Consider the following 14842-nt stretch of genomic DNA (forward strand, 5'->3'; position numbering starts at 1 on the left):
GCACCCATGAGACCAACACCACCTCGATGCTGGCCCGCGACCAAGCCGAAGCCGCCAAATGGGGCGGCTGACCGCAACCGCTACGGCACCAGAACGATTGAACCGACCGTTCGACGGGCGTGCAGGTCACGGTGTGCTTGGGCGGCATCGCTCAGCGGGTAGCGCTCGCTTACGGTCACGCTGATCGAACCGGCAGCGATCGCGTCGAACAATTCCCCTGAACGCCAAGCGAATTCCTGCGCGGTGCGGGTGAAGTGGACCAGCGTCGGCCGGGTGAGGTAAACCGAGCCGGCGGCGTTGAGCCGCTGTGGGTCGACGGGCGGGACCGGTCCGCTGGCCGCGCCGAACAGCGCCAATGTTCCGCGGATGGCCAGGCTAGCCAAGCTCGCGTCGAAGGTGCTGGCCCCGACCCCGTCGTACACCGCGGCGACGCCGGCGCCATCGGTCAATTCGCGTATCCGCCTGCCGAACTCGTCGGGATCGTCGCCGGGATAGTCCAACACCTCGGTGGCACCGGCTTGCCGGGACAACTCGGCCTTGGCCGGTGTCGACACGGTCGTGATCACCCGAACGCCCAAGTCGGTGGCCCACTGGGTCAAAATCAGGCCCACTCCGCCTGCCCCGGCATGGACCAACACGGCATCGCCGGGCTGCGCGGGGTACACCGACTTGAGCAAGTAGTGGGCGGTCATCCCCTTCAGCAGCGCCGAGGCAGCCACGTCGAAATCCACTTCCGATGGCAGTTGTGCGACCAATTCGGCTGGAGCAGTGCAGAATTCGGCATAGGCACCCGATGCAGCGGCAGCGGTCACCACCCGGTCGTCGACCGCCAGCATCGTCACTCCGTCGCCGACCGCGACCACCCTGCCCGCGACTTCATTGCCGAGCACGAACGGGACTTCGCGCGGGTATTGCCCGGACCGGAAATAGGTGTCGAGGAAGTTGACGCCGATGGCTTCGGCCTTGATCAGCACCTCTCCGGCGGCAAGGGAGGGCTGCGGCTTGTCGACATAACGTAGGACTTCTGGCCCGCCGGTTTCGGCGACTTCGATCGCGTGCATGCCAACTATCATCCGCAAGTGTGGAGTCCGCATGAAGTTGGCCCGGCCCGATATCTTTCATCCGCGCATCGTGCTGGCCGGGCCCGGCGACGACGCCGGCCTGATTGCCGCACTGCGCAAGCGGGGACTGCACGGCCACTCGATGGCGTGGGACCACCCCGACACGCTGCGGGCCGATCTGGTGATTCTGCGCGCGGCGCCTGACGACCGCAAAGCGTTTGTTGCGTGGACCAGGCGGGTGCGCAACCTGCTCAACGCACCCGACGTCGTCGCCTGGAACATGGACAACCACTACTTGCGCGACATCCGGCATGCCGGTGTGCCGACGGCACCGAGGGCCCAAAGCCAGACGGCGCTGGTCTTTTTCGGCGGCGTGCAGTCACACGCGTTCAGTTCGCAGCGGGCGGTCGACGCCGACTTCGAACTGTGGGACCTCGGGCAGGCCGCATTACAGGCGGCCGCCGAGCGAGTCGGCGTGGGAGCCGACGAGCTGCTCTACGCCCGAGCCGACGTCACCGACGACGCCCGATTGGTGAAGCTGGATCTGATTGGGCCGTCGCTTGGTTGGGAAAGGCTCGACGAAGCCACGCGCGACGACGCGCAGCGGCAGTTCGCGCTGTCTGTCGAGTCAGCGCTGGATCGGCTCGGGCTGGGTCCGCTCTCGCATCGACGCCCATAACGCGGCGGTGGCCGCCGTACACACCGCCGCGCCGGCGACATGCAGCGCCACCAACGCTGCGGGTACCCCGGTAAAGAACTGCACGGTGCCGACGGCGGCCTGACCGCATACCGCGGCCAGCACAACGCCCAGCCGCAGCAGCACCGGCCCGGGCGCGTGCACCGCCAGCAGCCCAAAGCCCAGCCCGACCAGCAGGGCGAGATAGGCCACCAGCAGCGACGAGTGCACGTGCACCAGCGTGGTGATCTCGATCTTCAGCCGCGGCACCGTCCGCAACGGGCTGGTGTCACCGGCGTGCGGGCCGGCGCCGGTCACGAGGGTGCCGGTCACCAGTACCGCGGCCAATGTCATCGCGCTGAGCAGGGTAAGCCCCCGTAGCGGTTTGACCACTCGCTGCACGACGCGGCCGTCGTCGGGCTCGCCGATCTTGACGTAGAGCAGCACCGCCAGCCACACCATCGTCATTGACGCGAGCAGATGAATGGCCACCGTCCACCACAGCAGGCCGGTCAGCACGGTGATGCCGCCGATCACCGCCTGCAGGACCGTCGAGGCGGGCATCAACCAGGCGTAGCCCAGTACTTCCGCCCGCCGGCGGGCCCTTGTAACGGCTAAGACTGCCAACACCGCGGCGGTCACCACCCCGAATGTGAACATCCGGTTGGTGAATTCGACGGCTTGGTGGATACGGGGCACCTCGGCGACCGCTATCGGGGTGAAGCTGCCCGGAAAGCACTGCGGCCAGGTCGGACATCCCAGGCCTGATGCTGTGACGCGGACGACCGCACCAGTGACGGCGATGCCGCCCTGCGTCAGAATCACGGCCGCGGCGATGACGCGCTGGGCGCGAAGACTGGGTGTGGGCAGCAGGTCCACCAGCCGCAGCACCCACCGTCCGACAGGCAAGGCCGTGGTGGTCACGGACCCGATGGTAGGCGAATAGGAACTACACGACGTAGTAGGGCCGATTGTGCAACTCCATACGCCTCGCCCGGCGTTTCGCGTATGAAACCGCGCACTCGGCACATCAGGTGAAGCGGAACCAGCGCAGCGCACCCAGCGCACCCAGCGCGCCCCAGACAGCCAGCACGGCGACGCCGAACCAGTCGACCGAGACGCTCATCGCCTGCGACAGCGCCTCGGTCAGCGCGCCCGACGGGGTGAGCCGCGCGGCCCACTTGACCGCGGTCGGAACCGCCTGGGTGTCCAGGGTCAGCGCGCCGAATCCGGCGAAGACAAACCACAGCAGGTTGGCGACGGCCAGCACGATCTCGGCGCGCAGCGTGCCGCCCAGCAGCAGGCCCAGCGCGGCGAACCCCGCGGTGCCCAGCGCGATGATCAGCGCACCCAACGCCAAACCGGCCACAGCCGGGCGCCAGCCCAGCCCAAAACCAATGGCGCCCAAGACGATCGCCTGCAGGAACACCACGGCCACCACCGCCAGCGACTTGCCGGCGATGATGCCCCACACCGGCAACGCGGTGGCGCCCAGCCGTTTGAGCGCGCCGTAACGGCGATCGAACGCGACCGCGATGGCCTGGCCGGTGAACGCGGTGGAGATCACCGCCAACGCCATGATCACCGGGACAAAGGTTGCGGCGCGGTTGTCGCCGAACGAGCCGAGCGGCAGCAGCGTCAAGCCGACCAGCAGCGTGATCGGGATGAACATGGTCAGCAGCAGTTGCTCACCGTTGCGCAGCAGCAGCTTGAGCTCCAGCGTGAACTGTGCGGCCAGCATCCGCGGCACTGCGTTAGGCCGCGGGTTAGGAGTGAAAGTCCCTGCGGGAAACACCGATTCGCTCATGAGCGCAACTCCCGGCCGGTCAGATCCAAAAACACGTCTTCCAGGCTGCGCTGCTCGACGCGCATGTCGGTGGCCAGCACGTCGATTTGGGCACACCACGCCGTCACCGTCGCCAGCACCTGCGGGTCCACCGGCCCTTCGACCAGGTACTCGCCGGGCGCCACCTCGGTGGCCCGATAATCCTCCGGCAGGGCCGCCGTCAGCAGCGACAGGTCAAGTCGCGGCGGCGCGCTGAACCGAAGCTGGTCCTTGGCGCCGCTGCGCATCAGCTCCGCCGGCGTGCCGGCGGCCACCGTCACGCCGTGGTCGATGATCACCAGCCGGTCGGCGAGTTCCTCGGCTTCCTTGAGCTGATGGGTGGTCAGCACCACCGTCACGCCGTCGCGGCGCAGCGCGTCGATCAGCTCCCACACCAAGAGCCGGGCGTGTGCGTCCATGCCTGCCGTGGGCTCGTCGAGAAACACCAGCTCGGGACGCCCGACCAGGGCACAAGCCAACGCCAGCCGCTGCTGCTGACCGCCGGAGAGCCGCCGGTAGGTGGTGCGAGCGGCGTCGGTGAGACCCAGTGTGGTCAACAGCCACTGCGGATCCAGCGGGTCGGCGGCGTAGGCGGCCACCAGGTTGAGCATCTCGCCGGCGCGGGCCGCCGGATAACCTCCGCCGCCCTGCAGCATCACCCCGATGCGCTCCCGCAGCCGCGCGTTGTCGGCGATCGGGTCCAGCCCGAGCACTTCGATGGTGCCGCCGTCCGGGCGAATGAAGCCCTCGCACATCTCGACCGTCGTCGTCTTGCCGGCGCCGTTGGGGCCCAGCAGCGCGAACACCTCGGCGGCATGCACATCGAGATCGAGATTGGCGACCGCTTTCGTGGTCCCGTACTGCTTGCACACCCCGCGCATCCGCACGGGGATATCGGGGTCCGGGCTCACGGGGATTCAGCGTAAGCGCCAGGTAGCGGGGTGGCCTGACGGGTCTCGGTGGCCGGCATCAAATCAGTTGTTATCGCGTCGTGCAGCAGTTCGGCGCCTTCGCTGCGCAATTGGCGCCACGGCAAGCGGGTGTAGGTCGCAGCGATGAGCATCGCCACGATGATGGTGCTGGCCACGGTGGCGTCGACGATCTGAAACAGCGCGAAACGGTCACCGTTGGCGGTCGGGCCGAAGACGCCGACGACGATCGTCACGCCGATAGCGGCGATCCGGAAGCTCGGCCGGGTCGCCCACGCGGCCAACGGGATGATGGCCCACAGCAGATACCACGGCTGGACCACGGGAAACAGCAGCACCGTGACGCCCAGCGCGACGCCGAGGCCCCCGACCGGATGCAGCCTGCCGCGAAACACCGCCAGCAGCAGCCAGCAGACCATTGCCGCGATGATCAACACGCCGATGCCACGGGTCAGCGACAACACCGCGGTGGTGTGATCGCCGAGACCCAACAGGATGCCGACCTGGCCGGTGCCGAGCGCAATCAGCGTCGGCGGCGACATCCAGCTGCGCACCACGTTGGCGGTGCCCAGGGTGAAGATCCAGCCGAAGCCGAGCCGGCTGGCCCAGCCGACGGCGGCCATCACCCCGAGGGCCAAACCGACCATCAGCCCACCGGAAAGCAAGAGGGCCCGCAGATCGCCACCCCAGCGCCAGGCCAGCGCCATCGCGACGAACCCCAACGCCAGCAGCGATGGCAGCTTGACCTGCGAGGACAGCGTGATCAGAACGGCGCCCGCCAGCAGCATGCCCAGCGGTGCCCACTTCCGCCATTGTGTCCAGCCGCGGGGCCACGTCCAGGCGGGAACAAGCGGGCCCGCCGCGTCCACGCCGCGCAGCGCGAATTCGGTGCCGGTGAGCATCAGGCCGAGCATCAGCGCCTCGTTGTGGATGCCGGCTACCAGATGCATGATCAGCAGCGGGTTGGCCGCGCCCAGCCACAGCGCGCTGACCTCGGCGACGCCGCAACGCCGGGCCAGCCGTGGGATCGCCCACACGATCAGCCCCACCCCGATCAGCACCACCACCCGGTGGCACAGCACCGCGGCGACGATGTTTTCCCCGGTCAATGCCGAAATTCCGCGCCCGACCCATAAGAACAGCGGACCGTAGGGCGCCGGGGTCTCCCGCCACAGGCTGGGCACCGACAGGGTGAACACGTGGCCGAGGCCCAGTCCCGGCGCCGGGCCGACCCGGTAGGGGTCGAGCCCATCCCGGCAGATCTGACTTTGCGCCAGATAGGAGTAGACGTCCTTGCTGTACATCGGCGGGGCCACCAGCAATGGCAGCGTCCACAGCAGCAGCGTGCGGTCCAGTTCGCCGCGTGACATGCGCCGGTCGCCGAGCGCGAACCGGCCCAGCATCAGCCAGGCCAGCGCCATCATCACCGCGCCGGTCGTGGTCATCGTCAGCGACACCGTCTGGATCCTCGACGGCAGGTTGAGCAGCCGGACGCCGAACGACGGATCCTGCACCACAGGCCGAGCCCCGGCTCCCAACGCGCCGATCGCCATCAGCACCGTCCCGGTGGCGCCGAACAGCCGGGTGCGGCGCACCGCGGTCAACTCGCTGTCGTTCAGCGGCGACCCGACGGTGGGCTCGTCCCCATGCCAGCGGGCGATCGACGAACTCAGCGTGTGGTGGCGAACCGCCATCAGAGCAGCGTAGCGGCGATCGCAAGCGCGGCGGAGCCGGGCGCTGGGGGCACCTCCGCTTGCGGGGGACGGGTCGCCGCCATGGGACCCAGCCGCCGCCCGGCGAGGATCAGCTGGACCGGTCGCCGGAATTGCGTCACACTGGTGTTGTGAAAATCCCGTCAGAGGCGGCATCGGCCGCGGCTTTGACGCACGACGGCCATACTCGCAGCGCCGTCGTGCGGCTGCTGCTGGAATCCGGGTCGATCACCGCCGGGCAGATCGGCGACCAGCTGGGGCTGTCCGCTGCAGGGGTGCGGCGCCACCTGGATGCGCTGATCGAGGCGGGGGAGGCGGAGTCTGTTCCCGCAGCCGCGTGGCAGCAGGCGGGGCGGGGACGCCCGGCCAAACGGTATCGGCTGACTGCGGCGGGGCGTGCCAAGCTGGGCCACAGTTACGACGACCTGGCGTCCGCGGCAATGCGTCAACTGCGGGAGATCGGCGGTGAGGACGCGGTCCGCAAGTTCGCCCGGCAGCGTATCGACGCGATTTTGTCCGGTGTCGAGGCACCGGAATCTGCTGCGGACGCCGAGGTCGAAGCCGCCGCCGAGCGGGTTGCCGGCGCGTTGAGCAAGGCCGGATACGTCGCCACCACCACGCGGGTCGACGGTCCGATCCACGGCGTGCAGATCTGCCAGCACCACTGCCCGGTGTCGCACGTCGCCGAGGAGTTCCCCGAGTTGTGTGAAACCGAGCAGCAGGCCATGGCCGAGGTGCTTGGGACGCACGTGCAAAGGTTGGCGACGATCGTCAACGGTGACTGCGCGTGCACGACACATGTCCCGCTCAGCCCGGACAAGCCACTAACCCTTCGGCGCACAGCCCGCGTCGAAGCCACCACGAGCAAGCAAGGAGCGTCGTAAATGACGACCACGCCCGAGGTTCGCCAGATTGGTGAACCGCTCTCCCAGGAAGAGGCCATCGCCTCGCTGGGCCGGTACGGCTACGGCTGGGCCGACTCCGATGTCGCCGGCGCCAGCGCCCAGCGTGGCCTGTCCGAGGCGGTGGTGCGCGACATCTCGGCCAAGAAGAACGAGCCGGAGTGGATGCTCGAGAACCGGCTCAAGGCGCTGCGCATCTTCGAGCGCAAGCCGATTCCGAAGTGGGGCTCCAACCTCGAGGGCATCGACTTCGAGAACATCAAGTACTTCGTGCGGTCCACCGAGAAGCAGGCCGCCACGTGGGATGATTTGCCCGAGGACATTCGGAACACGTATGACAAGCTGGGTATCCCCGAAGCCGAGAAGCAGCGTCTGGTCGCAGGGGTAGCCGCTCAGTACGAGTCCGAGGTGGTTTACCACCAGATCCGGGAAGACCTTGAAAAGCAAGGAGTCATCTTCCTGGACACCGACACGGGTCTGCGGGAGCACCCGGAGATCTTCAAGGAGTACTTCGGCACGGTTATCCCGGCGGGCGACAACAAGTTCTCGGCGCTGAACACCGCGGTCTGGTCTGGCGGCTCGTTTATTTACGTTCCACCCGGTGTGCACGTGGACATCCCGCTGCAGGCCTACTTCCGGATCAATACGGAGAACATGGGCCAGTTCGAGCGCACGCTGATCATCGTCGACGAGGGCGCTTACGTGCACTACGTCGAGGGCTGTACTGCTCCGATTTACAAGTCGGATTCACTGCACTCGGCGGTGGTGGAGATCATCGTAAAGCCGGGCGGCCGTTGCCGTTACACCACGATCCAGAACTGGTCGGGCAACGTCTACAACCTGGTCACCAAGCGGGCCCGCGCCGAGGCGGGCGCCACCATGGAGTGGATCGACGGCAACATCGGCTCGAAGGTGACGATGAAGTACCCGGCGGTCTGGATGACCGGCGAGCACGCCAAGGGCGAGGTGCTCTCGGTGGCGTTCGCCGGCGAGGGCCAGCACCAGGACACCGGCGCCAAGATGCTGCACCTGGCGCCCAACACGTCGAGCAACATCGTGTCCAAGTCGGTGGCCCGCGGCGGCGGCCGCGCGTCCTACCGCGGCCTGGTCCAGGTGAACAAGGGCGCACACGGTTCGCGCTCCAGCGTGAAATGCGATGCGCTGCTGGTCGATACCGTCAGCCGCAGCGACACCTACCCGTATGTCGACATCCGCGAGGACGACGTCACGATGGGCCACGAGGCCACCGTGTCCAAGGTCAGCGAGAACCAGCTGTTCTATCTGATGAGCCGCGGGCTGACCGAAGACGAGGCGATGGCGATGGTGGTGCGCGGTTTCGTGGAGCCGATCGCCAAAGAGCTGCCCATGGAATACGCCCTGGAACTCAACCGGCTGATCGAGCTGCAGATGGAAGGCGCGGTCGGCTAGTGACGAATCTGACCGAAGCGGTTGAGGGTTCGGCCCTAGCCGCAGTCAACAAGGGCGAGGTCTTCGCCTCGTTCGACGTCGACGCCTTCGAGGTTCCCGGCCATCGGGACGAGATCTGGCGGTTCACCCCGCTGCGACGCTTGCGTGGCCTGCACGACGGCTCGGCGCCGGCCACCGGCACCGCCAAGATCACTGTCAGCGAGCGGCCCGGTGTGCGGGTCGAGACTGTGCGACGAGGCGACGAGCGGCTCGGCGAGGGCGGCATTCCGGTTGACCGGGTTGCTGCGCAAGCGTTTTCTTCGTTCAACTCTGCGACGGTGGTGACGGTGAACACCGCCGAGCCGGTCGACATCGTCATCGAAGGCCCGGGGGAGGGCGCAACCGCCTACGGGCACCTGCAAATCCGGGTCGAAGAGCTCGCGGAGGCCGTCGTCGTCGTCGACCAGCGCGGCAGCGGAACATACGCCGACAACGTCGAATTCGTCCTCGGCGACGCCGCGCGACTCACGGTGGTGTGGGTCGCCGACTGGGCCGACGACGTCGTGCACGTCAGCATGCACCACGCCGCGCTGGGCAAGGACGCCGTGATGCGCCACGTCGCCGTCACCCTCGGCGGCGAGCTGGTGCGGCTCACCGGCAGAGTGCGATTCGACGGTCCCGGCGGTGATGCCGAACTGCTAGGGTTGTACTTCGCCGACGACGGGCAGCACCTGGAGTCGCGGCTGCTGATCGACCATGCTCATCCCGAGTGCAAATCCAACGTGCTCTACAAGGGTGCGCTGCAAGGGGATCCGGAGTCGAAGCTTCCCGACGCGCACACCGTGTGGGTCGGCGACGTGCTGATCCGTGCAAATGCCACGGGCACCGACACCTTCGAGGTGAACCGCAACCTGGTGCTCACCGACGGCGCACGCGCCGACTCGGTGCCCAACCTCGAGATCGAGACCGGCGAGATCGTCGGCGCCGGTCACGCCAGCGCCACCGGACGATTCGACGACGAGCAACTGTTCTACCTGCGTTCCCGCGGCATCCCCGAGGAGCAGGCCCGCCGGCTGGTGGTGCGCGGCTTCTTCGGCGAGATCATCGCCAAGATCGCCATCCCCGAGGTGCGGGAACGTTTGACCACAGCCATCGAGCACGAACTGGCCATCACGGAAAAGACGACAGCCTCATGACCACTCTGGAAATCAAAGACCTGCACGTAAGCGTCGAGGACGTGTCGGATGGGGATCGTGAGATTCCCATCCTCAACGGCGTCAACCTGATCGTGCGCTCCGGCGAGACGCATGCCGTGATGGGACCCAACGGCTCAGGCAAATCCACGCTGTCCTACGCGATCGCCGGTCACCCCAAGTACCGAGTGACCTCCGGGTCGATCACACTGGACGGCGCGAACGTCCTGGACATGAGCGTCGACGAACGCGCCAGGGCCGGACTGTTTCTCGCCATGCAATATCCCGTCGAGGTGCCGGGCGTCTCGATGTCGAACTTCCTACGCAGCGCGGCGACCGCGGTGCGCGGTGAGGCGCCCAAACTGCGGCACTGGGTCAAAGAGGTCAAGTCCGCCATGGATTCCCTCGACATCGACCAGGCTTTCGCCGAACGCAGCGTCAACGAAGGCTTTTCTGGCGGAGAGAAGAAGCGCCACGAGATCCTGCAGCTGGGGCTGCTGAAACCCAAGATCGCAATCCTCGACGAAACCGACTCCGGCCTGGACGTCGACGCGCTGCGTGTGGTCAGCGAAGGGGTCAACCGCTACGCCGAGGAAGTCCACGGCGGCATCCTGTTGATCACCCACTACACCCGGATCCTGCGCTACATCCATCCGGAATTCGTGCACGTGTTCATCGGTGGGCGGATCGTCGAATCTGGCGGTCCGGAACTTGCCGATGAACTCGACCAGAACGGGTACGTGCGTTTCACCCAGACGGCGGCAACGGGGGCCTGACTGTGGCCCCCCTTGACGTTGCTGCGATCCGCGCCGACTTCCCGATCCTCAAGCGCGTGATGCGAGGTGGAAAACAGCTGGCGTACTTGGATTCCGGTGCGACGTCGCAGCGGCCGGTGCAGGTGCTCGACGCCGAGCGCGAGTTTCTGGTCACCTCCAACGGCGCGGTGCATCGTGGCGCGCATCAGCTGATGGAGGAGGCCACCGACGCCTATGAGCTGGGCCGCGCCGACATCGCCGCATTCGTCGGCGCCGACACTGAGGAGCTGGTGTTCACCAAGAACGCCACCGAGGCACTCAACCTGGTGTCCTATGTGCTGGGGGACAACCGCTTCGAGAAGTGCGCCGTCGGCCCGGGCGACGTCATCGTCACCACCGAGCTCGAGCATCACGCCAACCTGGTGCCCTGGCAGGAGCTGGCCCGGCGCAGCGGCGCGACGCTGCGCTGGTATTCCGTAACCGACGACGGGCACATCGACCTGGATTCACTGCAGCTCGACGAGCACGTCAAAGTCATTGCGTTCAGCCATCATTCGAATGTCACCGGCGCAGTTGGCCCGGTTGCGGAGCTGGTTGACCGGGCGAAAGCGGTCGGCGCGCTGACCGTACTGGACGCCTGCCAATCGGTGCCGCACCAGTCGGTCGACTTTCACGCGCTCGACGTCGACTTCGCCGCGTTCTCCGGGCATAAAATGCTGGGACCCAACGGGATCGGTGTGTTGTACGGCCGCCGAGAGCTTCTCGAGGCGATGCCGCCATTTTTGACCGGCGGCTCGATGATCGAGGATGTGGCCATGGAGGTCTCCACCTATGCACCGCCGCCGCAACGGTTTGAGGCCGGAACCCCGATGACCTCTCAAGTCGTCGGATTAGCGGCGGCCGCACGCTATCTGCAAGCGATCGGCATGGACGCCATCGACGCCCACGAACGTGAACTGGTGGCGGCGACCATCGAGGGGCTGTCCGGCATCGACGGCGTGCGGATCATCGGGCCCACATCGATGCAAGATCGCGGCTCGCCCGTCTCGTTCGTCGTCGAGGGCGTACACGCGCACGACGTCGGCCAAGTGCTGGACGACGACGGCGTGGCGGTACGGGTCGGACACCACTGCGCCTTGCCGCTGCACCGCCGATTCGGGCTGGCCGCCACCGCCCGGGCGTCGTTCACGGTGTACAACACGCTCGACGAGGTGGATCGTCTGGTCGGGGGCGTGCGACGCGCGCTGGACTTCTTCGGGAGAGCGTGATCGTGCGCCTCGAGCAGATCTATCAGGACGTGATCCTCGATCACTACAAACACCCGCAGAACCGAGGGTTGCGCGAGCCGTTCGGCGCGCAGGTCTACCACGTCAACCCGATATGCGGCGACGAGGTCACGCTGCGGGTGGCGTTGTCTGACGACGGTGAGCACATCGCCGACGTCTCCTACGACGGACTGGGCTGTTCGATCAGCCAGGCAGCCACGTCGGTGCTCACCGAGCAGGTGATCGGACAAAGCGTCGGGCAGGCGATCAAGATCGTCACCGCGTTCACCGAGATGGTGTCTTCGCGGGGAACCGTGGCCGGTGACGAGGAGGTCCTGGGCGACGGCATCGCGTTCGCCGGCGTGGCCAAATATCCCGCCCGGGTCAAATGCGCGCTGCTCGGCTGGATGGCTTTCAAAGATGCGCTGGCGCAGGCCAGCGCGCAATCAACGGAGTTGGATGATGAGCGAAACCGCTGCACCGGATAACGAATTGCTCGCCGACATCGAGGAGGCGATGCGCGACGTCGTCGACCCCGAACTGGGCATCAACGTCGTCGACCTGGGACTGGTCTACGGCCTGAACCTGGAGGAAGGCGACGAGGGCACCGTCGCGCTGATCGACATGACGCTGACCTCGCCGGCTTGCCCGCTGACCGACGTCATCGAGGACCAGTCGCGCAGCGCGCTGATCGGTACGGGCCTGGTCGACGAGTTGCGCATCAACTGGGTGTGGAATCCGCCGTGGGGCCCCGACAAGATCACCGACGACGGCCGCGACCAGCTGCGCGCCCTCGGTTTCACCGTCTGACTGTTTCCGCTCGCGCCCCGGCGGGCATGACTACCATCGCGGTTGACACCTATCCCGAGCAGCGCGAGGGGGCCCAGGGATGAACGCCGAGGGATCCAAGGACAAGCGGCCGGGCGCGGAACCGCATGTCGTCGTGTTGTTCGGTGCCACCGGTGATTTGGCCCGTCGCAAGCTGCTGCCCGGTCTATTCCACCTGTCTTGCTCCAACATGTGCCCCGAAATGCGCATCGTCGGCACTTCGCTGGATGATCTCGACACCGACGCATTCCGCAAGCTGGCGCACAAGGCGTGCCACGAATTCTCCAGCCGCGATGTTTCCGACGAGCTGTTGGATCAGTTCACCGCCAAGCTGACCTACGTTTCCCAAAGCGCTAGCTCGAGCTCCGAAGCGCTCGCCGCAGCCGTGCACGAGCAAGTCGAGGCGCTCGGGGGCGACGCCCGGTTGCTGCATTACCTGAGCGTGCCGCCGAAGGCGGTGATGCCGGTGCTGGAGAAGCTGAGCGAGGCGAATCTGGTTCAGCATTCCCGGGTGATCATGGAGAAGCCGTTTGGTCTCGACCTGGACAGCGCGCGGGAATTGAACGACGCGATTCACAGCCGGTTCGACGAAGAGCGGATCTTCCGCATCGATCACTTCCTCGGCAAGGAACCGGCGCAGAACATCCTGGCGTTCCGGTTTGCCAACGGGTTGTTCGAGCCGATCTGGAACCGGAACTTCATCGACCACATCCAGATCGACGTGCCGGAGAAGCTCACACTCGAGGGTCGCGCGCAGTTCTACGAGTCTGTCGGCGCGTTCCGCGACATGGTGGTCACGCACTTGTTCCAGATTCTGGCGTTCGTCGCGATGGAACCGCCCACCGAGCTTGCCCCACAAGCGATCACGGACGAGAAGAACAAGGTATTCCGCTCGATGCGGCCACTTGATCCCAGTCAGGTGGTGCGCGGTCAGTACAAGGGCTACCGCGACGAGCCCGGGGTCTCGCCCGACTCGGATACCGAGACGTTCGTCGCGCTCAAATGCGAGATCGACAACTGGCGGTGGGCGGGCGTCCCGTTCTATCTGCGCACCGGCAAGGGCCTAGCCGAGGGGCAACGAATCATCTCGATCGCGTTCAACGAGCCACCGAAAAGCATGTTTCCACCCGGATCCGGTGTGGGACAACAAGGTCCGGATCACCTCACGTTCGACCTCGCGGACGTGGCAAAGATGTCACTGTCGTTCTACGGCAAGCGGCCCGGGCCGGGAATGAAGCTGGACAAGCTGAGCCTGCAGTTCGCGATGGAGGAGACCGGCCGTGCCGGCGACGTTCTCGAAGCCTATGAACGTCTCATTCTGGACGCGATGCGCGGCGACCGGACCCTGTACACCACGGCCGACGGCGTCGAGCGGCTCTGGGAGGTCTCGGCGCCGTTGCTCGACGATCCGCCGCCGGTGCGCAGCTACGACCTCGACTCGTGGGGGCCCAACGCGATCCATCAACTGATCGCGCCGCGGGCCTGGCGGCTGCCGTTCGAACGGGTTTGGCGCGGCAAGAACTAGCGCCACGGCAAGTCAGCGTCATCGCCGCGCCAACGCGACGGCGGGATCATCGGGGCATCGCGCAGCCCGGACGCTTCGACGTGGCGCAGCGCGGCGTCGAGATGCTGGCGCGTTCTGCGTTCCGCTTGTTGTGGGTCTTTCGCGGTGATGGCCGCGGCAATCGCCCGATGCGATCTGGCGGCTTCTTCACGGTCGTACTGCGTGATGTCCTGTTCTGCCGCCGCCCAGCGAACGGCCTGTTCGACCGCGGCCAACACGGTGGTCAACAGCGGGTTGCCGCTGGCCTGGACGAGCAGTTCGTGGAATTCGTGATAGCCGGTGCCGTCCGGGGCGATGCCGCGCGCGGCGACGTCGGCGATGCTGGCTCGTTGTTGGCCGGTGGCCCGTTCGGCGACATCGGCCGCGGCGGCGGGTTCGAGCATCTTCCGGAACGCCAGCAGGTCACCCCAGGTGGCGCCGGTCAGCGTCAGCAACTGCACCAGTGAGCGGGCGATGCGCTGGGGTTCGGGATGCCGGATGCGCACGCCGCTGCGCCCTTGGCTGGTCGCGGTGAGCCCCTCGGCGTCCAGGAGCCGCAGCGCCAACCGGACGGTTTCCCGGCTCACGCCGAGTTGGCTGATCAGCTCGCCTTCGGTGGGCAGTGAATCACCCGGCGCCAGTTCACCCGAAAGAATCCGCCGGCGCAGGGTGGCGGCCACGACGTCGGGAGCCCGGGCAGGCCGGGAAGGTCTTGCCACCGTCACGGCACTTAGTATACTAAGTTG

At 66.7% G+C, this 14842-nt stretch carries 15 protein-coding genes and 1 pseudogene; 10 read left to right on the plus strand and 6 right to left on the minus strand.

Features of this window, described 5'->3' with window-relative positions; translation table 11 throughout:
* Positions 1–71, plus strand: a pseudogene (locus tag AWC06_RS22960) (WXG100 family type VII secretion target); the annotation flags it as partial.
* A gap of 9 nt (positions 72–80) precedes the next feature.
* On the opposite strand, the gene AWC06_RS09240 reads toward AWC06_RS22960, so the two are convergent.
* A complete protein-coding gene (locus tag AWC06_RS09240) occupies positions 81–1061 on the minus strand; it encodes a quinone oxidoreductase family protein (protein WP_085196645.1) in 981 nt (326 codons plus the stop codon).
* Between the two features lie 31 nt (positions 1062–1092).
* Here AWC06_RS09240 and AWC06_RS09245 point away from each other — a divergent pair, with 31 nt between their 5' ends.
* Positions 1093–1740 (plus strand): hypothetical protein, encoded by a 648-nt coding sequence (locus AWC06_RS09245; protein ID WP_085196646.1) that lies wholly within the window; start codon positions 1093–1095, stop codon positions 1738–1740.
* Here AWC06_RS09245 and AWC06_RS09250 read toward each other — a convergent pair.
* From AWC06_RS09250 to mptB, 4 genes are all read right to left on the minus strand, one after another.
* Positions 1690–2619, minus strand: a complete 930-nt coding sequence (locus AWC06_RS09250) for a COX15/CtaA family protein (RefSeq protein WP_211281938.1) — start codon at positions 2617–2619, stop codon at positions 1690–1692. The genes AWC06_RS09245 and AWC06_RS09250 overlap by 51 nt on opposite strands.
* 148 nt (positions 2620–2767) lie before the next feature.
* Positions 2768–3544 carry an ABC transporter permease gene (locus tag AWC06_RS09255; RefSeq protein WP_085196648.1) on the minus strand — a complete coding sequence of 259 codons (777 nt, stop codon included), beginning with the start codon at positions 3542–3544 and terminating at the stop codon, positions 2768–2770.
* Positions 3541–4443 carry an ABC transporter ATP-binding protein gene (locus AWC06_RS09260; protein WP_085196725.1) on the minus strand — a complete coding sequence of 301 codons (903 nt, stop codon included), beginning with the start codon at positions 4441–4443 and terminating at the stop codon, positions 3541–3543. The genes AWC06_RS09255 and AWC06_RS09260 overlap by 4 nt, the downstream gene beginning before the upstream one ends.
* Positions 4444–4469: 26 nt before the next feature.
* Positions 4470–6185: a polyprenol phosphomannose-dependent alpha 1,6 mannosyltransferase MptB gene (gene mptB, locus AWC06_RS09265; protein WP_085196650.1), complete on the minus strand. Its 1716-nt coding sequence runs from the start codon at positions 6183–6185 to the stop codon at positions 4470–4472.
* 113 nt (positions 6186–6298) lie between these two features.
* Here mptB and AWC06_RS09270 point away from each other — a divergent pair, with 113 nt between their 5' ends.
* From AWC06_RS09270 to zwf, 8 genes are all read left to right on the plus strand, one after another.
* Entirely contained in the window at positions 6299–7087 is a 789-nt protein-coding gene (locus AWC06_RS09270; protein WP_139819991.1) for a helix-turn-helix transcriptional regulator, read from the plus strand.
* Positions 7088–8533 (plus strand): Fe-S cluster assembly protein SufB, encoded by a 1446-nt coding sequence (sufB, locus tag AWC06_RS09275; protein ID WP_085196654.1) that lies wholly within the window; start codon positions 7088–7090, stop codon positions 8531–8533.
* Positions 8533–9708 carry a Fe-S cluster assembly protein SufD gene (gene sufD, locus AWC06_RS09280; RefSeq protein WP_085196656.1) on the plus strand — a complete coding sequence of 392 codons (1176 nt, stop codon included), beginning with the start codon at positions 8533–8535 and terminating at the stop codon, positions 9706–9708. The genes sufB and sufD overlap by 1 nt, the downstream gene beginning before the upstream one ends.
* Positions 9705–10481, plus strand: coding sequence for a Fe-S cluster assembly ATPase SufC (gene sufC / locus AWC06_RS09285; protein ID WP_085196658.1), 777 nt, complete (start codon positions 9705–9707; stop codon positions 10479–10481). The genes sufD and sufC overlap by 4 nt, the downstream gene beginning before the upstream one ends.
* A complete protein-coding gene (locus AWC06_RS09290; protein WP_211281939.1) occupies positions 10478–11728 on the plus strand; it encodes a cysteine desulfurase in 1251 nt (416 codons plus the stop codon). The genes sufC and AWC06_RS09290 overlap by 4 nt, the downstream gene beginning before the upstream one ends.
* Positions 11725–12213 carry a Fe-S cluster assembly sulfur transfer protein SufU gene (gene sufU / locus AWC06_RS09295; RefSeq protein ID WP_139819988.1) on the plus strand — a complete coding sequence of 163 codons (489 nt, stop codon included), beginning with the start codon at positions 11725–11727 and terminating at the stop codon, positions 12211–12213. The genes AWC06_RS09290 and sufU overlap by 4 nt, the downstream gene beginning before the upstream one ends.
* The gene (locus AWC06_RS09300) at positions 12188–12535 is read left to right on the plus strand and encodes a metal-sulfur cluster assembly factor (protein ID WP_085196662.1); all 348 of its coding nucleotides are present in this window, start codon (positions 12188–12190) and stop codon (positions 12533–12535) included. The genes sufU and AWC06_RS09300 overlap by 26 nt, the downstream gene beginning before the upstream one ends.
* Before the next feature lie 79 nt (positions 12536–12614).
* Positions 12615–14078 (plus strand): glucose-6-phosphate dehydrogenase, encoded by a 1464-nt coding sequence (gene zwf, locus AWC06_RS09305; RefSeq protein ID WP_085196664.1) that lies wholly within the window; start codon positions 12615–12617, stop codon positions 14076–14078.
* On the opposite strand, the gene AWC06_RS23800 is transcribed toward zwf, so the two are convergent.
* Positions 14075–14821 carry a FadR/GntR family transcriptional regulator gene (locus tag AWC06_RS23800; RefSeq protein ID WP_085196666.1) on the minus strand — a complete coding sequence of 249 codons (747 nt, stop codon included), beginning with the start codon at positions 14819–14821 and terminating at the stop codon, positions 14075–14077. The genes zwf and AWC06_RS23800 overlap by 4 nt on opposite strands.
* Positions 14822–14842 lie beyond the last annotated feature (21 nt).

Origin of the sequence: Mycobacterium fragae (assembly GCF_002102185.1) — a bacterium.
GTDB lineage: Bacteria > Actinomycetota > Actinomycetes > Mycobacteriales > Mycobacteriaceae > Mycobacterium > Mycobacterium fragae.